The sequence below is a fragment of the Paucibacter sp. KCTC 42545 genome (assembly GCF_001477625.1).
In the GTDB taxonomy this organism is placed as follows: Bacteria; Pseudomonadota; Gammaproteobacteria; order Burkholderiales; family Burkholderiaceae_C; genus Paucibacter_A.
This window is the reverse complement of record NZ_CP013692.1, coordinates 4,133,471-4,154,651: the sequence shown is the minus strand read 5'-3', so window position 1 is coordinate 4,154,651 and position 21,181 is coordinate 4,133,471. Positions and strand designations below refer to the sequence as shown.

The window sequence follows — 21,181 nt, the reverse complement described above, 5'->3', positions numbered from 1 at the left end:
GGCCGCAGCCAGACATGCGGCCAAGCCCATTAACCCAAGCCCACGCCTGCGTGCCTTCAAGCAGCGCAGGCAGGAGAAGCAATTGACCAAGTTGAAAAAGCGCCTGAGCCTCGGCCTTGCCGCCCTGGCCCTGCTGGCCGGTGGCGCCGGATGGATGCAGCAGCAGGCGGGTAAAAGCTCCAAGCCCTCGCCCTTTCGGGTCAGCGAGGTGGACGAAGGCGCCATCACCCAGGTGGTGATGGCCAACGGCAATTTGCAGCCGGTGACGGTGGTGACGGTGGGCTCGCAGGTCAGCGGCACCGTCATCACCCGCCTGGTGGACTTCAACGACAAGGTCAAAAAGGGTCAGGTCTTGCTGCGGCTGGATCCGGCCAACTTTGAAGCCCGGGTGCGCCAGGCCAGTGCCAGCATGCGCGCGGCCGAGGCGCAGGTGGCTTTTACGCGCGGCAATTACGAGCGCAACGAATCCCTGGTCAAGCAAGGCTTTTTGTCCGCCCCCCAGCGCGACCAAAGCCGCCGTGAGCTGGACGCTGCGCTGGCACAAGTAGAAGTCAGCCGCGCCCAGCTCGACGCCGCGCAGACCGACCTGGCCAATAGCGTGATCCGCTCGCCGGTGGATGGTGTGGTGATCAAGCGCAGCGTGGATGTGGGCCAAACCGTGGCCGCCAGCTTCCAGACGCCGGAGCTGTTCCTGATCGCCAAGGACTTGCGTGAAATGGTGATCCAGACCAATGTGTCCGAGGCCGATGTGGGCCAGTTGCGCGAAGGTCAGCAAGTGCGCTTTGTGGTGGACGCCTTCCCGAGCCGCGAGTTCGAAGGCCGGGTGCAGCAATTCCGTCTCAACGCCACCAATACCCAGGGCGTGGTGACTTACACGGTGATTGTGGATGTGCCCAATGAAGACGGTGAGCTCAAACCCGGCATGACGGCGCAAACCCGCATCGTGGTGGCACAGCGCCCCACGGCCCTGCGCCTGCCCACCGCGGCGCTGCGCTTTGTGCCGACGGAAGAAGAACTCAAGCTCAATCGTGACAAGGCGGCCGGGGCAGCGAACGCTGCCTCCGCGCCCGCATCGGCAGCTGCCGCCGCATCCGCTGTACAGGTCAACCGGCCCGATGACGACGGCGTGCTCTCCACCCTGCGTGGTGGCGCGCGGGTCTACCGCGTTTACACGCTGGACGCCGACAAGCGCCTGCAAGCGCACGAGGTGACGGTAGGCATTGCCAACACCAAATTCACCGAGCTGATCAGCAGCGGCAGCCTCAAAAAGGGCGATGCGGTGGTGACGCGCCGCGTGCCTGTGGACGGCAAGGCGGAGCTGTAATGTCGGCCGTCTTGGCCCTGCGCGGCATCACCAAGAGCTACCGCAGCGGCGACATCGTCACCCCGGTGCTGCACGGCATTGACCTGAGCGTGCAGCGCGGCGACTACCTCGCGCTGATGGGCTCCAGCGGCTCGGGCAAAAGCACGCTGATGAACTTGATGGGCTTGCTGGACCGCTGCGACAGCGGCGAGCTGCTGCTGCAGGGGCGCGACGTTAGCCAGCTGGGCACCGCCGAACACGCCAGCCTGCGCAACCGCGAAATCGGTTTTGTGTTCCAGAGCTTCAATTTGCTCAAGCGCATGACGGTGTTGGACAACGTGGCCCTGCCGCTGATCTACGCAGGCAAGCCCCGCAGCGCGGCGCGCGCGCGTGGCCAGCAGCTGCTGGATCAGCTGGGCCTGGGTGAGTTTGCCAGGCGCATGCCCAACCAGCTCAGCGGCGGTCAACAGCAGCGTGTGGCGATTGCGCGTTCGCTCGCCAACGAGGCGCCCTTGTTGCTGGCCGACGAACCCACCGGCAATCTCGACACCCAAACCACCGCCGAGGTGCTGGCCATTCTGGCGCGGCTGAACCGCGAGATGGGCCTGACCATTGTGCTGGTCACGCATGAGCCCGAGGTCGCCCTGCAGGCCAAGCGCCTGGTGCGGCTCAAGGATGGCCGCGTGGCCTTTGACGGCCTGCCCTCGGAACAGGCGCATTTATGAACCCGATTCAAATCTTCATCGAAGCCCTGCGCTCGCTCAATGCCAACCGCCTGCGCAGCGCGCTGACCATGCTGGGCGTGGTGATCGGCATCGCCTCGGTGCTGATGATGCTCAGCGTGGGTGATGGCGTGCGCAACTTCATCGCGAAGGAGCTGTCGGTGCTGGGCAGCAATCAGCTGATCGTGCAGCCCGGCACGCCTGTGGACGGCGGCGGCGTGCGCCGGCGCAGCGGCGAGGTGCCAAACCTGACCGTGGATGATGCGCGCGCGCTGGCCCAGTTGCCCTCGCTCAAGGGTGCGGCGCCGGCGCTGCAAGGTTTCTTCCAGCTGCAGTACGGCGACAGCAATAGCAACCAGACCGTGCTGGGCGTGACCCCCGCCATGATTGCCCTGCGCAACTGGCGGGTGGAAAGCGGCGTGCCGCTGGATGAGCGCGATGTGCAGGCTGCCAGCCGCGTGGTGGTGATCGGCTCCAAGCTGGCCAGCACGCATTACGCTGGCCGTGATCCGCTGGGTCAGGTCTTGCGCATGGACGGCCAGCCCTTCACCATCATCGGCGTGATGGGCGGCTCGGGCCGCACGCTGGACGGCACCGAACTCGGCGAGCTGGTGCTGGTGCCCATCAGTGCCATGCCCCTGCGCCTGGCGCGGCCCGGCCTGGTGCACTACATCAGCTTGCAAGTCAAAGACGCGGCGGGCATGGCCGACGCCCAGCAAGACGTGGCCGAGCTGCTGCGCGACCGCCACCACATCACCGGCGACAAACCCGACGACTTCGCCATCACCGACCTCGCCAGCATTGCCAAGACCGGCGCCGCCATCGGCACCGGCTTGTCCTTGGGCCTGGGCGTGATCGGCGCGATCTCGCTGCTGGTGGGCGGCATCGGCATCATGAACATCATGCTGGTCAGTGTGAGTGAGCGGGTACGCGAGATTGGCATCCGCATGGCTATTGGCGCCAAGCCGCGCGATGTGCTGTGGCAGTTCCTTGGCGAGGCGGTGCTGTTGTGCCTGGTGGGCGGCCTGATCGGCCTCGGCCTGGCCGCGCTGGGCGTGGCGGCTGTCAACGCCACCGGCAAGTTCGAAATGGTGCTGGCCTTCAAACACATCTTGGTGGCGGTGGGCTTTGCCAGTGGCGTGGGCGTGTTCTTCGGCTACTACCCGGCGCGGCGGGCGTCCAAGCTGCTGCCGATTGAGTGCTTGAGGCAGGATTGATTTTGTGAGCTGATCGGCATTCGGCCTGAAGTCGGACGGCCCCGCCCGGAGTCCCGTTCGGCCAATCGGTCGAGCGCGATGGGCATGGCCGGCTCGACTTGCCGGCGCGGCATAGGGCGCAAAACGTGAGCCGGGCGCTCGTTCAGGCCTTCGTCTTCAAGCTGTCTTTGTCGAACCCCGCCAGGCGCTTGTAGCGCTGGGAGATGGCTTCCAGCGTTTGGCGCGGAATCACCTCATCGATGTTTGTGAAGCCCTGTGGCGCGCGCGACTCGGCCATCTGCATGACTTGCTCCGGCCCGTTCATGCGATTGCGCAAGACGATGCCGGTGGTCTTGGGCAGACGCTCGGCTTCGTACTCGCGCAGTGCATACGAAGTGTCGGGGTCATCCGCCAGGCAGTCGGCCAGGTAGCGCGCGTCCAGGATGGCCTGTGCGCTGCCGTTGGAGCCGATCGGGTACATCGGATGCGCGGCATCGCCCAGCAGCGTGACGCGGCCGAAAGTCCAGCGCGGCAAGGGGTCGCGATCAACCAAAGGGAATTCGTAAATTTCCTTGGCGCCGTCGATGATGGCGGGGATGTCGATCCAGTCCCATTTCCAGTTCTGGAAGGGCGCCGCGAAGACGGATTTGTCGACCTTGCGATTCCAGTCTGTGCTGGGCAATTCGCCATTGGGTACGCGCAACTCGGCGATCCAGTTGATCAGCGAGCGGCCGCCGCGGCGTAGGGGCTCCGAGATCGGATAGCAGACGAACTTCTGATCCTGATGCCCGGCCATGAACATGCTGCGCCCGTCCATATAGGGCTCAGCTTCCGTCACCGCGCGCCACAGCATGCGCCCGGAAAAACGGGGCTGATCGCCATTCGGATAGAGGAACTTGCGCACGGCTGAATGGATGCCGTCAGCGCCGACCAACACATCGCATTCCGACAGCACCGTGGCGCCGTCTTCACGGCGCGTGAACTGGCCGACGACCTTGTCGGCGATTTGTTCAAACGATGCGAAAGCGTGGCCGCTGTGAACCTTGTCCTTGCCGATGCGCTCTTGCACTTTCGCCAGCAAAGCCATCTGCAGTTCGCCGCGATGGATGGAGAACTGCGGGGAGTCGTAGCCGGCCGCGCGGCCACGGGCTTCGCGCCAGATCTCTTGGCCGAACTGGTTGAAATAGGCCAGGGTGGAAGTCTCAATCGCATTGGCGGCCAAGGCGTCTTCCAGGCCTAGCCTGCACAGTTGCTGGCTGGCGTGCGGCAGCAGGTTGATGCCAACGCCGAGTGGCTTGATGGTGCCAACGGCCTCGAATATCTCCACCTCGATGCCGCGTTCGTGCAGCATCAGTGCCAAGCTAAGCCCGCCGATACCGGCGCCTGCAATTGTGACTTTCACGCCCGTCTCCAATTCATGTTGTTGCTTCAGCATTTGGGAATGACGTTCACGCTGAATTGTTATATCCTATAACAGTTATTTCGTGGAACACAAGCGCCGGATGGGCGAAGACGAGGAGACGGTTTGGCCCAGCGCATTCATTTCAATGCCAGCATCGACGGTGTGGCGTACGGTGTGCTCGACGACTTGGTCGGCTATGCGGTGCGGCGTGCGCAGCTGTCGATCTACGAAGATTTCGGCGCGACCATGGGGGCGGAAGAGATCACGCCGCAGCGCTTCTCGTCGCTGGTAATTGTTGAGAACAACCCCGGAATTTCGCAGACACGGCTGGCCGAAGTGATGGGTATCGCGCGCTCCGGCGTGGTGGCGATCATCGACGACTTCGAGAACAAGGGCTTGATCGAGCGCCAGGCTTCTGGCGACCGCCGCTCCTACAGCTTGCTGCTCACCAAAGCCGGCGCACGCCAGCTCAAGCGCTACAAGCAAGCGGTGAAAGAGCACGACGAACGTATCTCTGCCGCCTTGAGCCAGGCCGAGAAAGAACAGCTGCTTGCGCTGCTGCGCAAGCTGTGTGCCCCCGAGAGTTGAAAGCAGGCCGCGTGGCGTGCCCTTAGTTCAAACTAGCCAGGAGACATGATGATGATGAAAAAGTCGATCCGCCCTTTGCTTGCCGCGATATTGAGTGCATATGCCTTCGTCGGCGCCGCGCATGCCGATATCACCATCGGCGTGAGTCTGCCGCTGACCGGCCCGGCCTCGGGCCTTGGCATCCCGACCAAGAACGGCATCTCCTTGTGGCCCGACACCATCGGCGGCGAGAAGGTCAAGCTCATCATGCTGGACGATGCCTCCGACACGACGCAGTCGGTCAAGAACGGGCGCCGCTTCATCACCGAGGACAAGGTTGACGTGATCGTCGGCTCCACCGCCACGCCGGCCTCGATTGCGCTGTCGGCTGTCGCACTCGAAGGGCAGACGGTGCAGATCTCGACCTCGCCGGTCGATCTCCCCGAAGGCAAGGACGCCTGGACTTTCCGCGTGGCGCAGTCCACGCCGCTGATGGCCTCCGCTTTGGTTGAGCATATGAAGAAGAGCGGCATCAAAACCTATGCCTTTCTCGGCTTCTCCGACGCTTATGGCGAGACCTGGCTGAAGGCCTTCGAGGCGCTGGCGTCGAAGGCCGGCCTTAGTTCGTTGGCGACGGAGCGATTCGCACGGTCCGACACCAGCGTGACGGCGCAGGCAATCAAGCTCACCATGGCGCGCCCGGACGCCATCCTGATCGGCGCGTCGGGCAGCGGCGCCGCGATGCCGCACAAAGCCATCGTGGAGCGCGGCTACAAGGGCAAGATCTACCAGACCCATGGCGCCGCTTCGCGTGACCTGATCCGTTTGGGCGCTAAGGATGTTGAGGGTGCGATCGTGGTGGCTGGGCTGGCGGTGATGCCGGAATCTTTGCCTGCGGCGCATCCCTCCAAGAAGCTGGCGACCGAGTTCGTTGAGCGCTACGAGCAGCAGTTTGGCGCGGGCACGCGCAACCAGTTCTCGGCGCATGGCTACGACGCGCACCTGCTGCTGCAGGCCGCGGTGCCAGTAGCGCTCAAGAAGGGCAAACCGGGAACACCGGAATTCCGCGCCGCGCTCAAGGACGCGCTGGAGAACAGCAAGGGCGTGACCATCACCCAGGGTGTGATCCGCTACTCGGCCAAGGACCACTGGGGCCTGGAAGACAATGCGCGCGTTTTGCTGACGATCGACAAGGGCGACTGGAAGCTGGCGAACTAAAGTTGTCGGCGCTCAGGCCGGGAGGCCTTGGCGTTTGCGGCCCACAAGGTCGGACGTAACTTGTTTTGCAGCCGATGCCGCGCTTGGCTTGCCCTTGCGCCGGCCCAAGCGCGCGCTGATCGTGGATTTGCCGACTGAGGTGACTTGGTTCAGCATCGACCACGATGAAGGCTGGCAATCACCCCGATGTGATGCAGGAAGAAGTGATGGGCCTGGCGCATCCCAAGCCCATCAAGGCCTAAGAATCTTCGGCAAACTCTCAGAAGAAGTTGCGCTGCATGTTCAAGTTAGGGACCCAGCTTGGGGCGCCATAAAGCCTTCATTTGGCGCCGACACGTTGGTGATATGCTGATTTTGCTTCAGCGCCCACACCAGCTTTCCAGCTCAATTCGCCCTCGTGATGCAGGCTCGATTCATCGAGTCTCCGCGACGAAAAGACTGTGTCTGGCGCCGCCTGGGGCAGTCGCTTCACCGGAGTCTTGATGATGGTTCGACCGGCTCGCCTCCTTCGCTTGGCCAGACCCTTGATGAGCACGCTGCGCAGCCGTGCCATGGCGGCGATGCCACTGCCTCTGACGGTGCTCGCGAACAAGAATCTATTCTTCAGTTCACCCGCAACTCAATCTCGAAAGGGACGTTTCATGAAAGCAAAGTCATTGGCTTTAGCCCTGTTGGCGCTAGCCATTCAGCCCAGCGCTTATGCCATCAGTTCCAAATACGCGCAGCAGCTGGACGCTCTGGTTGCACGCAAGTCTCTGAAGGCCAGGGCTGCGACATTCACAAGACCAAAGCGGAAAATGCCAAGGCCGGCTTCGTCAATGAGGCGGCCGCTCCCGCTGCGGCCGCTGCGCCCAAAGCCAGCCCGACGGCTCAGAACCCCTACGCCGGGCAATGGGTGGCCAAGTCGGACAGCGGCGCCACCGTCGCCACCATCCGCATCGACGCCAAAGAGCATGTTTGGGTGAATGGCAAGAAAGTCAAAGCCAAGCGCAGCGATGGCGGCCTGACCTTCAAAACCGGCACCATCACCTACCGAATTCAAGGTGACCGGCGCCTCAAGGGAGAAGACACCTGGACCGACAGTGACGCTGGCACCAAGGGACAGATCGTCAGCGAATAAGGCCACATGCAAGGCCGCGAATATGGCCGAGCGCAAGGCCAGGCCGAGGTAGATGTCGAAGTTAATCGGGTGGCGTAAGCCCCCGCAATTCGCAGTGCACTGCACCGGCCACCGCCATACCTATTGCAAGACCCACCGGAATGCGGCTCCGCTGCTGCCGCGACCAGCCCCCATACAGGAGTGAGCTCATGCCTCTCACCTCGAAGCTGATTGCCGCTGCTGCGGCCACCGCCGCCATCACCGCGCTGGTCTTTGACCCTGGCGCCGCATTCGCCCAAGCCGTGCCGCAGCCGGTTGCCGGCGCCGCTTCGCAGCCGGCCGATACGGCCGCGGTGCTGCAGGGCGCGCAACGCATTGGCGCCGCGCGCTTCAGCGCTTATCGCAAGGGTGCCAGCACTTTGGTCGTGCTGCCGCCTGGGGCTGTCGGCAAGCCGCTGCTCTGGTACACGGAGCTGGTGCGGGTGCCTGCCGGTGCGGTGACGGCCGACAAGGGCTTGCAAGTCAGCAGCTTGCTGGCCCGCTTCGAGCGCGTGGGCAACATCATCCATGTGCGCGACCTGAGCACGACGCAAAAGCGCCGCGCCGGTGTCTCGCCGGGTGGCCCCACTTTGCCTGGCGCGCAAGCCAATGACCCGCCCGGCGCGGCTGGCGCAGATCCCAAGGTCCGCCCGATCGATGTGGCCCTGAGCAGTTCGGAAACCGGCGCGCTGATCGCCAGCTTTCCCGTGGTGGGCAGCTTGCCCGATGGCAGCACGGTGCTGGATGTGACGGCCACCTTCTCCAACGATATTGGCGCCGCCACAGGCCGCAGCATCCTGGCCAAGGTGGGCGCGGTGCCGGCGGCGGTCGATCCGAGCAAGTCGTACATCGACGGCGTGCGCGTGCGTGGCGACGCGCTGACGGTGCGCTCGCACATCACCTTTCTGGCCGGGCTGAAGTCAGAACCGATGGCGGGGCCGCAGCCGGTGTCGGTGGTGCTGGGCCATTCCATCGTGTTCTTGCCCGAGCAGCCGATGGTGGGCCGCCCGGCCAACCCGAGGGTGGGCTTCTTCCAGAACGACTACACCGAGTTCGAGTCCGAGCGCGGCAGCGCCCAAGACAAGCAAGCGCTGATCGGCCGTTTCCGCCTGGAAAAGGCCGACCCGGCAGCGCCGCTCAGCGACCCCATCAAGCCCATCACTTACTACCTGGGGCGCGGCATGCCGGAGCGCTGGAAGCCTTACGTCAAAGCCGGCGTGCTCCAGTGGCTGCCGGCCTTCGAGGCGGCGGGCTTCAGCAATGCCATTCGCGTGCTGGATGCGCCCACGCCCGAGCAAGACCCGGAATGGTCGCCGGAAGACGTCACCATCAACGTCATCCGCTGGGTGCCCCAAGAAAACATCAATGCGATGGGCCCGCGCGTCACCGATCCGCGCTCGGGTGAGACGCTGTCGGCCCATATCCAAATCTGGCCGGCGGTGATTGAAGGCTTCGGCCAGTACTACTGGGCGCTGTTCAGCAGCGTGGATGCCGGCGCGCGCACACTGCCGCTGTCCACCGAAAAGTCGGGCGCCCTACTGAGCTATATCGTCGCCCACGAGGTCGGCCATACCTTGGGCCTGATGCATAACCAGATTGCGTCCACCGCCCACACGGTGGCGCAGATGCGCCAGCCCGAGTTCGCCAACCGCTATGGCCCGAACAGCTCGATCATGGCCTACGGGCGCTTCAATCAGGTGGCGCAGCCGGGCGATGGCATCACCCAGCTGTGGAGCGTGATCGGCCCCTACGATCTTGCCGCCATCAAGTACGGCTACGGCCGCTTCGGCAGCGACTCGGCCAGCGAGCGCCGCGAACTGGCCGCTTTTGCCGAGACCTTCGCGCGTGACCGCCGCTTGTTCTGGGCCAGTGAAGAATCGGCCGAGCTGATCAGCCGCTTCCACCTCGACCCCCGCGTGCTGACCGAGAACACCGGCGCCGAACGGGTGCAAGCCACCCGCCTGGGCGTGTCCAATCTGCGGCGCTCCTTGGATCAACTGGACGCCGCAACCGGTGGCGATGCCAAGCTCTATGCCTCCACTTACGGCGTGATGCTGTCGCGCCATGTCGGCTTGCTGAAGTCCGTCAACCGCCTGCTGGCTGGGGTGATGCCGGCCATGGACGATGGCAAGAGCCGCTTGCCCACGCAGGTGCCGGCGGCCGAGCAAAAGCAGGCCGTGCAATATCTCTTGGGCGAGGGGGCGGCCTCGCTGGAGCCCTATACGGCGCCGGCGGTGGTGGAGCGGGTGTCGGTCTACGGTGGCTATGCCGCCATCGACCGGCTGCAGGCGGGCATGGTCAGCGATTTGATGGCCGGCTCCACCGTGGCCTTGCTGGAGAGCCAGCGCCGCAGCAATCCGGTGGCCTACTCCTCGCTGGACTTGGGCAAAGACATCAACGCCGCGGTCTGGGGTGATCTCAAGAGCAGCAGCCCGACCCAGCGCGCTTTGCAGCGCGGTTATATCGACGCGGCCAAGGACTTGCTGAACGCTTGGGCCAAGGGTGGCGCCGACGAGAGGAAGATGGCCGAGGCCTTGCGGGCCGAGTTGCCGCTGACACCGGCCGCCGCCCAGGCCATGGTCGAGACCGGTGACGACACCGTCTTCATCCCCTGGCTACACGCCAGCCTGCCGGCGCTGAAGACCCGGCTGGAGGCCGCCTCGCGCAGTGCCGCGGCCGAGGCTGACCGCCTGCACTTCGCCGATATGGCGCTGCAAGTGGGGCGGCTGCAGAAGATCGGCATGCCTTGAGCGAAGCGCGCCGTTTGCGTTGAATTGCGCCCCGACTATGCCGTTGGCAGGGGCGGGGGCCGTGCCGCCTCAGGCCAGCAATGCTCGCTGAACGCACGCCCTATGCGCAAGCCGCATAGCGGCATGTGCACTCGGCTTCGGACTTTGGGGACGGATGGGGTCAAGTCTTGATACCGTTCGGGCCACCAAAAGTTACGGAGCATTACATGCCCAACCTGTCCTTTGTCTCGCCCACCCGCAACAGCCCTTGGGGCACTTATCTCTCGCAGATCGATGCGGTGGAGCCCTACCTGGGCAATCTGGCGCGCTGGGTCGAGACCCTGCGCCGCCCCAAGCGTGCGTTGATCGTGGACGTGCCGATCGAATTGGATAACGGCACCATCGCCCACTATGAAGGCTACCGCGTGCAGCACAGCCTGACCCGCGGCCCGGGCAAGGGCGGCGTGCGCTATCACCCCGACGTGACGCTGGAAGAAGTGATGGCCTTGTCGGCCTGGATGACGATCAAGAACGCGGCCGTGAACCTGCCTTACGGCGGCGCCAAGGGCGGCATTCGCCTCGACCCCAAGGCCTTGTCGAAGAAAGAGCTGGAAAAAGTAACGCGCCGTTACACCAGCGAGATCGGCATCATCATCGGCCCGCAGCAAGACATTCCCGCGCCCGACGTCAACACCAACGGCCAGATCATGGCCTGGATGATGGACACCTATTCGATGAACGTGGGCGCCACCGCCACCGGCGTCGTCACCGGCAAGCCCATCGCCCTGGGCGGTTCTCTGGGCCGTGTGCAAGCCACCGGCCGCGGTGTGTTCGTGATCGGCCGTGAAGCCATGCGCCGCCTGGGCATCGAGATGGAAGGTGCGCGTATCGCCGTGCAGGGCTTCGGCAATGTGGGCTCCATCGCTGCCAAGCTATTCGCGGCCAGCGGTGCGCGCATCGTGTGCGTGCAAGACCACACCGGCACCATCCTGAACGAGCGCGGTTTTGATATGCAAAACCTGCTCGACCATGTGGCCAAGACCGGCGGCGTGGGCGGCTTCAGTGGCGGTGACAAGATCGCCAACGAAGACTTCTGGAAGGTCAAGAGCGATGTCCTGATCCCGGCTGCGCTGGAAGGCCAGATCAGCAAAGAGCGCGCCGAAGGCCTGCAGACCCGCCTGGTGCTGGAAGGCGCCAACGGCCCGACCACGCCGGACGGCGACGCCGTGCTGGCGGACCGCGGCATCGTGGTGGTGCCGGACGTGATCGCCAACTCGGGTGGCGTGACCGTGTCCTACTTTGAGTGGGTGCAAGACTTCAGCAGCTTCTTCTGGACCGAAGACGAGATCAATGTCCGTCTGGACAAGATCATCACCGGCGCCTTCAAGCACATCTGGGATGTGTCGGAGCAGCACCGCATCACTCTGCGCACCGCCGCCTTCGTGGTGGCTTGCACGCGGGTGCTGGAAGCGCGTGAAGAGCGCGGCCTCTACCCCTGATATCGAACCGGCGCCCCGGCGCCTTCGTGCACAAAAAAGGCCACCCTCGGGTGGCCTTTCTCATTGCTTCCGGCGGGCCGGTGGGGCTGATGGCGGACCGGTCAATCAAGGATGCTTGCACGCCGCCGCAGGCACGGCGTAGGGCTTGAGCAAGGCGGCGGTGCGGCCACTGCTGCACAAGGTGGCCAGTGCGGCGTTGAACTGCCGGGCATCTGCCGTGGTCAAGCGCGCCCGGCTCAGGCCAAAGGCATAACTGAACTGCTTGACGGTGCCAGCGGCTTGCAGACCGGACAGTTTTTCCGAGCGAATCAAATCCAGGCCCACGGCCTCGTTGATCAAGACCAAGCCTTGCGGGCCATAGCGCCCGGCAGCCAGCTTGCGCAGCACGCTGATGTTGTCGTACTCCAGCACCTTGCTCACGTCCGCCACACCTTCGACCAACTGGTCCAAGGCATAGGAGCTGCCGGACGGGCCGTAGACGCCGATGGTGCGCCCCTTGAGGGCCTGGCGGTCGCCATCAAAACGGAAGTCTGCGCCGGCTTGGGCGAACAGGCTGTAGCGGGCATCGATCACGGGCAAGCTGATGTGGAAGACGGCGCGCCGCTCCGGCGTGTCGAGAATCGTGAAGATGCCGTCAACCGCCCCCCGCTGGGCTAGGCTCAGCGCCCGGCGCCAGGGCAGTACCTCGATCTTGCAACTGCGCTTGAGCAATTCGCACACCGCCTGCAGCACATCGACCATGGGGCCGGCGGCTTTGTCCTTCACGGCGTAGGTGTAGGGCGGAAAGGGCTCCGTGACGAAGCGCATGGCGACATCCTCGGCAAGCGCGGGCGAACTGGCGAACCCGGCCAGCATCCAGACAAGCACCCCCGAGACCCTGCTGCGCATTGAACCCCTCATTGGCAAGAAAGCGAGGCGAGCATAGCAGGCGCTAGGCCGTGCTTTGAGCCGGGCGCAAGCTGTGCGGCGGTCCGCGGCGCTGTCGTCGGCCCTGTTCTTGGCCCGAGGCCGAGCGGCCAATCACTGCTTCCATACCGACTCAGCGAGCACCACCCCCTCGATATACTTCCACCCATGACCCAAGCTCCCACATTTGACGCCGCGCGTGCGGTTGGCGCCGCGCGCAAAGCCCTGGCCATCGAGGCACAGGCATTGACCGATCTCGGCCCCCGGCTGGGTGAAGCCTTCGCGCAGGCGGTGCAGGCGGTGTTGAACTGCAACGGCCGCGTGGCCGTGATGGGCATGGGCAAGAGCGGCCATGTGGGCCGCAAGATTGTGGCCACGCTGGCCTCGACCGGCACGCCCGCTTTGTTCGTGCACCCGGGCGAAGCCAGCCATGGCGACCTCGGCATGGTCACCGCCGATGACGTGGTGCTGGCGCTGTCCAACTCCGGTGAAAGCGATGAATTGAATGTGGTGCTGCCGGTGCTCAAGCGCTTGGGCGTCACCATTGTGGCTATGACCGGCCGGGCCGAGTCCAGCCTGGCGCGTCACGCCAGCATCGTGTTGGACAGCGCCGTGGCCGAAGAGGCCTGCCCGCTGAACCTGGCGCCCACCGCCAGCACCACCGCGCAAATGGCCCTGGGCGACGCCCTGGCCGTGGCCTTGCTGGACGCGCGGGGCTTCAAGCCCGAGGACTTTGCCCGTTCGCACCCCGGTGGGGCGCTTGGCCGTAAGCTGTTGACTCATGTGCGCGATCTGATGCGCAGCGGCGCTGATCTGCCGCGCGTGGCGCTGGACACACCGTTTACCGAGCTGATGCGCGAGATGTCGGCCAAGAGCCTGGGCGTGGCCATCGTGGTGGATGCGGCGGATCGTGTGCAAGGCATCTTCACCGACGGTGACCTGCGCCGCTTGGTGGAAAAGGGTCAGGACTTGCGCGGGCTGAATGCCGCGCAGGTGATGCACGCCAAGCCCCGCACCGTGGCCGCCGAGGCCTTGGCTGTGGATGCCGCCGCGCTGATGGAAGCCGCACGCATCACGGTGGTGCTGGTGGTGGACGAGCAGCAGACGCTGCAAGGCGCCATCACCATCAATGATTTGATGCGCGCCAAGGTGATCTGATGCTGAGCCCCGCACTGAAATTCTCTACCGACTTGCTCGTCAAGGCGCAAGGCCAAGGCCTGGGCTTGAAGGCCGCCATTTTCGATGTGGACGGTGTGCTGACCGATGGCCGCATCTACATTGGCGAGCAGGGCGAAAGCTTCAAAGCCTTCTCCACGCTGGACGGCCACGGCCTCAAGTTGCTGGATCAGGCCGGCATCACGCCCATCATCATCACCGGCCGCGATTCACCCGCCGTGCGCCGCCGTGTGGCGGATCTGGGCCTGCGCCATGCCAGCTATGGCGCCAAAGACAAATTGGCCGTGGCCCAGCCACTGCTGGACAGCCTGGGCCTGAGCTGGGGCGAGGTGGCCGCCATGGGTGACGACTGGCCCGACCTGCCCTTGCTGACCCGGGCCGGCTTTGCCTGCGCGCCGGCGCAAGCCCATGCGGAGGTCAAGGCGGTGGCGCATTACGTCACCAGCGCGGCCGGTGGCCACGGTGCGGCGCGCGAGTGCTGCGACCTGATGCTGCAGGCCTGTGGCCGCTATGCTGATTTGCTCAATGGCCACCTCGATACGCTGGACGGCGGGAGGCTGGCCTAATGCCCACGCGGCCGACTTCGGCCGTGCCCACCCGGCCGCTGCCGGCCGTCACAGTTTTGAGGCCGCCGCGTCAGGTGCAGCCGCTGATCTGGCGCCTCCAGGCCTTGCTCTCGGCCTATCTGCCGCTGATCCTGATGGCCTTGCTCGCGGCGGGCAGTTGGTGGCTGCTCAAGCACACGCCGCGGCCCGATGAGCCCAGCGAAGCCAAACCGGTTCGCCATGTGTTTGACTACCGCATGCGCAATTTCGATCTGCAGAAAGTGGCGGCCGACGGCAAGCTGCGGGTGCGTATCGAAGGTGCCGAGATGCGCCATTTCGCCGATGACGACACGCTGGAGATCGACGGCATCCGCCTGCGTGCCATCGGCGGCGACGGCAGCCTGACCCTGGCCAGCGCCACCCGCGCGCTCAGCAACGGCGACGGCAGCGAGGTGCAGCTGATGGGGGATGTGCATGTGCAGCGCTTTGAGCGTGACAGCCAAGGCGAAGTGGCCGCCGCGCCCAAGCTAGAGATACGCGGTGAGTTCTTGCACGCCTTCGTCAACACCGAGTTGCTGCGCTCTCATGTGCCCGTGCGCATCAGCTATGCCAATGGCGTGATCCAGGCGCAGAGCTTTGAGTACGACAACCTCAGTGGCCGCCTGAGTTTCAGCGGCCGCAGCACGGCGCAGTTCACCCCCGTGGCCAAACCCGGAAGCAAGCGATGACGACGACAGGTCTTGCCTACATCACCGGCGCCTCCAGCGGCCTGGGCCAAGCGCTGGCGCTGGAGTATTACCGCCAAGGCTGGCGCCTGGCCCTGGTGGCGCGGCGCACGGCCGAGTTGCAGGCATGGGCGCAAACGCAAGGCCTGAGTCCGGAGCGCTTTCGCGTCTACGGCGCCGACGTCAGCGTGGTCGAATCCATCGTCGCGGCCGGGCGCGACTGCATCGCCGCCCAGGGCCTGCCCGATGTGGTGATCGCCAATGCCGGCATTAGCGTGGGCATAGACAGCGCGATTTACGAAGACCTGGCCGTGATGCAACGCGTCTACGCCACCAACAATATCGGCCTGGCGGCCACTTTTCATCCCTTCATCAAGGGCATGACCGAGCGCGGCAGCGGTACCTTGGTGGGTGTGGCCAGCGTGGCCGGTATTCGTGGCCTGCCCGGCCATGCGGCCTATTGCTCCAGCAAGGCGGCGGTGATCAGCTATTGCGAAAGCCTGCGCGGCGAGTGCCGGCCTTTCGGCGTCAAGGTGGTGACGATTGCGCCGGGTTATATCGACACGCCGCTGACCCGCGAGAACCGCTACCGTATGCCCTTCTTAATGCCTGCGCAAGATTTCGCCGCCAAGGCTTTTGCGGCCATCGGGCAGGGCGTGGGCTTTCGGGTCATCCCTTGGCAAATGGGCTGGGTGGCGCGGCTCTTGCGTTTGCTGCCTAACTTCATTTTTGACCGGGCTTTGGTCGGCCGGCCGCGCAAACATCGCCAGGGCGAGTAGCGAGCCTGTTGCTCTGCGCTGACTTGCGCGGGCGCCAGCCGCTGCCTACACTGCGGCACCCGATCAAAAGCGGTGCACCCTGGGAGCCAGGGTCATCAGGAGGCAAGCATGATGATGAAAGTACTTCACCCCTGCTAGGGCTGCTCGCTAGGGATTTTTCTCCCTGGCCATGATGCCTTTCTTGACCCCGTGCCCCGGCCTGCGCCGGCGCGCTAGGCGTCGCACCATGACCCGGCTGACGCGAGGCGAACCTCGCTGTCGTCATGCCTTGATCTGTTTGCCGCATGAAATCGATTCTTTCTGGTCTGGCCCTGGTGGTCACGATGGCCATGACTTGGGCTGCGCCTGCATGGGCGGCTGAGCCGGCCCCGCTGGACGGGCCGCGCGCCCTGCGCCTCAAAAGCACGGAGACGCCGCCCGTGATTGACGGTCGGCTCGACGAAGCGCTGTGGCAGCGCGCCCCCATTTACGACCGCTTTGTGCAGTTCCAGCCCGAGGACAAAAAGCCCGCGCCCTGGCGCACCACGGTGCAGGTGGTGGCGAGTGCGGATGCGCTGATCTTCGGCATCCGCGCCTACGACCCCGCGCCGGACTTGATCCGCGCGCCGCTGACCCGGCGTGACCGGGTGCGCCGCGATCAGGACTTTGTCTCGGTGGTGATCGACCCGGTGGGCCAGCGCCGCTCGGCCCAGTTTGTGCGCATCAGCGCGTCCGGCGTGCTGGCCGATGGGCTGTTCACCGCCGACGACGATGTGGAGGACTTTTCGCCCGACTTCGAGCTCGAAGCCGCCGCACAACGCCTGCCCGATGGCTACAGCATCGAGCTGCGTTGGCCGCTGGCCTCGCTGCGCTTCCCGCACAGCGAGGGCCTGCCCTGGCGCGTGATGGTGGTGCGCAATATGCCGCGCGATGAGGCCACCAGCTTGATGCTCAGCGCCCCGCTCACCAAAGAAGCTTTGAGCTTTATCGCCGAACTGCAGGTGCTGGGCGGTTTGGACGATCTGGTGGAGCAGGTGCGCGAGCGCAGCTTCATCAGCATCCGCCCCGAGCTGACGGCGCGCCGCTTGCAAGTCACTGAGCCGGGTCAGCCGAACAGCCGCAGCCAAAACCTGAATCTGGGTGGCGAACTGAAATGGCGGCCGCGCGCCGACTGGGTGATTGACGCCACCCTGAACCCGGACTTCTCGCAGGTCGAGCTGGACGCGCCGCAGCTGGCGGGCAATACCCGCTTCGCCCTCAGCCAACAGGAAAAGCGCCCCTTCTTTTTGGAAAGCACCGATGTGGTGGGCCAAAGCCAGCCGGATGACGAAGGCCAGAACCGCGGCTTAGCGGCCTTCTACTCACGCGCCATCACCGACCCCGACTGGGGCTTGCGTGCCACCTGGCGCGGCGCCTTGGCGGACGCCACGGCGCTGAGTCTGCGCGATGCCGGTGGGGGTCAGGTCTTGCGTGCCAATGCCTTTGGCACGGCTAGCTTCGCGCAGCCGGGCGTCTCGCAAGCCAGCTTTATGCGCGGGCGTATGCAACTGGCGCCCATCACCTTGGGTGGCCTCGTTTCATCGCGTGACTATGGCCAGGGCCGCCGCAACGAGGTGCTGGGCAGCGACTTCGCCTGGGCCCCCGGCGCCGGTGATGCGGTGCGCGGCCACCTGCTGTGGTCGCGCACCAGCGTGGCCTTCGACGCCCAAGGCCAGGCCCAGAGCGGGCCGGCTGCATCCGGCCATCATCTGTGGCTGGCCTGGCGCCACCGCAGCGAGGACTGGAGCAATCAGCTGCACCTGGAGGATGTGAGCCCACGCTTTGCCAACGACAACGGCTTTGTCAGCCAGGCTGGCTTTCGGCGTGTTACTTTGAATATGCACCAAAAGGCGGGCTCGCAAAGCTTGGCGCCGCTGGGCGAGTGGTCGCGTTTTCAGGCTTACGAGTTGGATTGGCAACTCAAGCTGGTGCAAGCCCAAACGCTGGCGGATGCGGAGCTGGGCGTGCCGGGCAATCGCTTGATCGAGCGGCGCTTGCAGCCCGGCTTTTGGCTGGCGAGCGAGCGCAATACCGGCGTTTGGGCGCATCTGGGCTTGGATCAGCAGCGCGCCAAGTCCGATGGGCCTGTGCATGCACCGCGCACCGTGCTGCTGGGCTTTGAGTCCAGCCCCAATGCCTGGCTGACCTTTGTGAATGCTGAACTTGAATGGGGTCGGCGCCTGGATGTGGAGGCCGATCGCTTAGGCAGGGGCGCCAGCCTCTGGCTGGAGGCGCGCCTGCGCTTGCCCAGCCCCAAAGGCTTCGGGCTGGAGTTGGAGCAGCAAGTGGGCCAGAGCTATGTGAATAATCCGCAGGGCCAGCGTGGCTTCACCGACAGCAATTGGCAGACCTTGCTGGTGTTGCATCTGAGCCCGCACGATTCCCTGCGCGCCATTGCCCAGCACAGCCAGTTTCAGCGCCGCGCCGAATTGGGCTTGAACGCGGCGCAGGACAGCAGCAACCATCTCTCGCTGGTCTACACCCACCGCCAGGGTTTGAACCGGGTGTTCAGCCTGGGCATGAGCCAGGCCGACGAGCGCCCCTCACGCCAGCGCAGCACCGAAGTCTTTGCCAAGGCTCAAGTGGGTTGGCAGCGTTGATTCGCTGGGCGAGGCGAGCCCAGCCATCCATCGGAAATAGCGCTGGCCCGGTCCTGGCCTAGGCCAGCGCTAGACCTGATCAAGAGCAAGGGCCGCGCAAAGGTAGCGCAGAAATAGAAAAAGGCACCCGAGGGTGCCTTTTTCATCGCAGGTCGATGAGACCGGGGCTAATTAATAGCCGCCGCCACCCGAACGGCCGCCGCCGTAGCCGCCGCCGCCGCCGGAACGGCCACCGCCGCCACCGCCGTAGCCGCCACCACCGCCGCCGAAGCCGCCGCCACCGGAACGGCCACCGCCGCCACCACCGTAGCCGCCACCGCCGCCGCCGCCGAAGCCGCCGCCACCCGAACGACCGCCGCCGAAGCCGCCGCCACCCGAACGACCGCCGCCGCCGAAGCCGCCCGGACGCTCTTCACGAGGACGAGCCTCGTTCACGACGATGGCGCGACCGTCGAGGTCTTGACCATTCATGCCGTTGATGGCCGTTTGTGCTTCTGCATCAGAGCCCATTTCCACGAAGCCGAAGCCCTTGGAACGACCTGTGTCACGGTCCATCATGACCTTTGCGGAGGTCACAGAACCAAATTGCGAGAACGCTTCTTGCAGCGACTCGTCACGCACGCTATAGGCAAGATTGCCGACGTAAAGCTTGTTTCCCATGGGGAAGCCCTTTCAATACCAAGAAAAACCATGTGGAGCTTCAGCCCATCGTGAACCATTCAAGCGAAGGTGCGGCTTCCAAACACAGGTAAAACATTATGGGCGATGGGTCTAGCCGAAGGTCATGCCCACACTGCCAAGTGTTGTTTTTCGGTAGCTAGAAAAAACCCTGGTGATGAATCCGTGCGAACTGTGAATTAGTTTGGCAAAACGGCTTGCAAAAGAGGCTGGCTATGATCAAGCCATGTCGAGAAAAATCAGTTTGCAGGATTTGAACCGGGTGCTGGCCAGCCTGGATGCCCCGCGTAACGGCCAGGCTTTGTATGCCTTGCTGGCGACCTTTTGCATGGCCGGCTTGATGCTGGCCTCGGCCGAATCGGCCCTGGCCAAGGCAGACAACCTGACGGGCTGGCTTTGGGCGGCCGGGGCGGTGGTGAGTGCTTTTCTGGGCCTCAACACCACCGGCCTCTTGCTGATGGACCAGGCGCGTGGCCGCCCGGTTCGCGATGTGGCCGATGCTTTCAGCGCTGCACTGCGCACCGCGCCGCGTGTCTTGCTGTGCTTGTTCATCCTGCTGATGGCGGTGGCCTTGGGCGTGGGCGTTTTGCTGACGCTGCTGTGGGCGGCGCGCCTGCCCTGGGTGGGTGTGGCCTTGTTCGCCTTGCTGGTGCCGGTGGGCGTGGTGTTCCTGGGCGTGGTGGCTTTCAGCGGCGTCGTGCTGGTGGGGCCGCTGACGGGGCCTTCCATCTGGGCCGGCAATAGCGTGCAGGAGACAGTGCGCATGTTGTGGCGCCAGCTGCGCCACGGGCCACTGGAGGCGGCGGGGCTGATGGCCGCGGCCTTGGCCGTGTCGGGCCTGGTGAGCGCCCTGGTCAGCCTGGTGGTGATGAGCGGTGGGCGCGCCTGGGCCTTGCTGGTGGTGTGGCTGACCGGCATTGATGTGCCGGCTCAGCAATTGATGGCCGGCCTGTTCGGCTACGGTTTGCGCAGCCTGGGCGCTGCCGGGGCACCGCTGGCGGCCACACCGCTGGGCATGGCGGCCCTGGTGGGCGGCGGCACCGTGTTCGCTGTGGCCCTGGTGCTGCCTACGCTGGTGTATTTGCGCGGCTGCTGCGCCGTCTTTCTGGTCTTGCAGGATGCAGCGCAGGCGGAAGAGCGCGCTGCCGGTGGCGCCGAAAGCCGCTTGGTGTGAGCCTGGCCTCGGCATTGGATTCGGCGCCCCGCATTGCCAGCTTGGTGCCCAGCGTCACCGAGTTGCTAATCGCCCTTGGCTTGCGGCCCTATCTGGTGGCGCGCACCGGTTTTTGCATTCATCCAGCCGAGGCTGTGAGCGATGTCCCCAAGGTCGGCGGCACCAAGGACGTGAATTTGGCCAAATTGCGCGCCCTGCGGCCCAGCCATGTGATCGTCAATGTGGACGAGAACCGGGCCGAGACCGCCGAGGCGCTGCGCGAGTTCGTGCCGCAGCTCATCGTTACCCATCCGCAGGGCCCGCAAGACAACCTCGAACTGCTGGCGCAAATGCTTGCCGCCTTCGGCCATTTGCCGGGCGTGGCGCAGCGCTGCGCTGAGTTGCAGCAGGACTTGCACGCCGCGCTGGCACGTTGCCGCAGCCAGGTCTGGCCGGCGCAGCGGGTGCTCTATCTGATCTGGCGTGAGCCCTGGATGACGGTGGCGCGAGACACTTACATCGCCCGCATGCTGGCCGAAGTGGGCTGGCAGACATGGCCCGAGGTCTGGGGCGGCGAATCCGGCGCTGCGCGCTACCCGGTCTTGCAGGGCAACGAGCCTTGGCTGGCGCAGATCGACCGGGTGCTGCTCAGCTCGGAGCCCTATCGCTTCGACACCAGCCATCTGGCCGAGGCGCAGACCTTGTGCCCGCAGGCCCGCGTGGAACTAGTGGATGGTGAGCTGCTGAGCTGGTACGGCCCGCGCGCGGCCGCCGGTCTGGACTATTTGTGCCGGCTGGCGCAAACAGCGGGCTGATTTCGGGGTTTG

The 21,181-nt window shown here is 65.0% G+C and carries 18 protein-coding genes; 15 read left to right on the top strand and 3 right to left on the bottom strand.

From position 1 onward, the window contains the following. Nucleotides 1–82 precede the first annotated feature (82 nt). The 3 genes from AT984_RS17770 to AT984_RS17760 are packed head-to-tail and all read left to right on the top strand — an operon-like array spanning nt 83 to nt 3,242. Nucleotides 83–1,324 (top strand): efflux RND transporter periplasmic adaptor subunit, encoded by a 1,242-nt coding sequence (locus AT984_RS17770; protein ID WP_197418156.1) that lies wholly within the window; start codon nt 83–85, stop codon nt 1,322–1,324. Beyond that, on the top strand, nt 1,324–2,028 hold the full coding sequence (locus AT984_RS17765; RefSeq protein WP_058721245.1) for an ABC transporter ATP-binding protein: 705 nt from the start codon (nt 1,324–1,326) through the stop codon (nt 2,026–2,028). The genes AT984_RS17770 and AT984_RS17765 overlap by 1 nt, the downstream gene beginning before the upstream one ends. Beyond that, complete coding sequence (locus AT984_RS17760) at nt 2,025–3,242, top strand: ABC transporter permease (protein ID WP_058721244.1); 1,218 nt, start codon at nt 2,025–2,027, stop codon at nt 3,240–3,242. Before AT984_RS17765 ends, AT984_RS17760 begins: the two co-directional genes overlap by 4 nt. Nucleotides 3,243–3,384: 142 nt before the next feature. Here AT984_RS17760 and AT984_RS17755 read toward each other — a convergent pair whose 3' ends face one another. Then, complete coding sequence (locus AT984_RS17755; protein ID WP_058722432.1) at nt 3,385–4,623, bottom strand: flavin-dependent oxidoreductase; 1,239 nt, start codon at nt 4,621–4,623, stop codon at nt 3,385–3,387. 123 nt (nt 4,624–4,746) lie between these two features. Here AT984_RS17755 and AT984_RS17750 point away from each other — a divergent pair, with 123 nt between their 5' ends. From AT984_RS17750 to AT984_RS17730, 5 genes are all read left to right on the top strand, one after another. After that, the gene (locus tag AT984_RS17750) at nt 4,747–5,211 is read left to right on the top strand and encodes a MarR family winged helix-turn-helix transcriptional regulator (RefSeq protein WP_058721243.1); all 465 of its coding nucleotides are present in this window, start codon (nt 4,747–4,749) and stop codon (nt 5,209–5,211) included. A 54-nt stretch (nt 5,212–5,265) separates the two neighbouring features. Then, entirely contained in the window at nt 5,266–6,408 is a 1,143-nt protein-coding gene (locus AT984_RS17745) for an ABC transporter substrate-binding protein (RefSeq protein WP_058722431.1), read from the top strand. Nucleotides 6,409–6,808: 400 nt separating this feature from the next. Beyond that, a complete protein-coding gene (locus AT984_RS17740; protein ID WP_197418154.1) occupies nt 6,809–7,528 on the top strand; it encodes a hypothetical protein in 720 nt (239 codons plus the stop codon). A 188-nt stretch (nt 7,529–7,716) separates the two neighbouring features. Continuing rightward, nucleotides 7,717–10,296 (top strand): zinc-dependent metalloprotease, encoded by a 2,580-nt coding sequence (locus AT984_RS17735; protein WP_058721242.1) that lies wholly within the window; start codon nt 7,717–7,719, stop codon nt 10,294–10,296. A gap of 206 nt (nt 10,297–10,502) precedes the next feature. Next, on the top strand, nt 10,503–11,774 hold the full coding sequence (locus AT984_RS17730) for a Glu/Leu/Phe/Val family dehydrogenase (RefSeq protein WP_058721241.1): 1,272 nt from the start codon (nt 10,503–10,505) through the stop codon (nt 11,772–11,774). A gap of 105 nt (nt 11,775–11,879) precedes the next feature. Here the strand turns inward: AT984_RS17730 and AT984_RS17725 are convergent, their stop codons facing one another. Continuing rightward, entirely contained in the window at nt 11,880–12,581 is a 702-nt protein-coding gene (locus AT984_RS17725; protein WP_197418153.1) for a substrate-binding periplasmic protein, read from the bottom strand. Between the two features lie 267 nt (nt 12,582–12,848). Here AT984_RS17725 and AT984_RS17720 point away from each other — a divergent pair, with 267 nt between their 5' ends. From AT984_RS17720 to AT984_RS17700, 5 genes are all read left to right on the top strand, one after another. Continuing rightward, entirely contained in the window at nt 12,849–13,838 is a 990-nt protein-coding gene (locus tag AT984_RS17720) for a KpsF/GutQ family sugar-phosphate isomerase (RefSeq protein ID WP_058721239.1), read from the top strand. Continuing rightward, nucleotides 13,838–14,422: a KdsC family phosphatase gene (locus AT984_RS17715; protein WP_058721238.1), complete on the top strand. Its 585-nt coding sequence runs from the start codon at nt 13,838–13,840 to the stop codon at nt 14,420–14,422. Before AT984_RS17720 ends, AT984_RS17715 begins: the two co-directional genes overlap by 1 nt. After that, entirely contained in the window at nt 14,422–15,129 is a 708-nt protein-coding gene (lptC, locus tag AT984_RS17710; protein WP_082680136.1) for an LPS export ABC transporter periplasmic protein LptC, read from the top strand. The genes AT984_RS17715 and lptC overlap by 1 nt, the downstream gene beginning before the upstream one ends. Further along, on the top strand, nt 15,126–15,905 hold the full coding sequence (locus AT984_RS17705) for an SDR family oxidoreductase (RefSeq protein ID WP_058721236.1): 780 nt from the start codon (nt 15,126–15,128) through the stop codon (nt 15,903–15,905). Before lptC ends, AT984_RS17705 begins: the two co-directional genes overlap by 4 nt. Nucleotides 15,906–16,189: 284 nt before the next feature. Beyond that, nucleotides 16,190–18,523 carry a carbohydrate binding family 9 domain-containing protein gene (locus AT984_RS17700; protein WP_058721235.1) on the top strand — a complete coding sequence of 778 codons (2,334 nt, stop codon included), beginning with the start codon at nt 16,190–16,192 and terminating at the stop codon, nt 18,521–18,523. Nucleotides 18,524–18,694: 171 nt separating this feature from the next. Here AT984_RS17700 and AT984_RS17695 read toward each other — a convergent pair whose 3' ends face one another. After that, entirely contained in the window at nt 18,695–19,183 is a 489-nt protein-coding gene (locus AT984_RS17695; RefSeq protein ID WP_058721234.1) for an RNA recognition motif domain-containing protein, read from the bottom strand. Between the two features lie 244 nt (nt 19,184–19,427). On the opposite strand from AT984_RS17695, the gene AT984_RS17690 reads away from it, so the two are divergent. Then, a complete protein-coding gene (locus AT984_RS17690; protein WP_156422088.1) occupies nt 19,428–20,375 on the top strand; it encodes a hypothetical protein in 948 nt (315 codons plus the stop codon). Next, the gene (locus AT984_RS17685; protein WP_058721232.1) at nt 20,372–21,169 is read left to right on the top strand and encodes a helical backbone metal receptor; all 798 of its coding nucleotides are present in this window, start codon (nt 20,372–20,374) and stop codon (nt 21,167–21,169) included. Before AT984_RS17690 ends, AT984_RS17685 begins: the two co-directional genes overlap by 4 nt. The last annotated feature ends 12 nt before the right edge of the window (nt 21,170–21,181 follow it).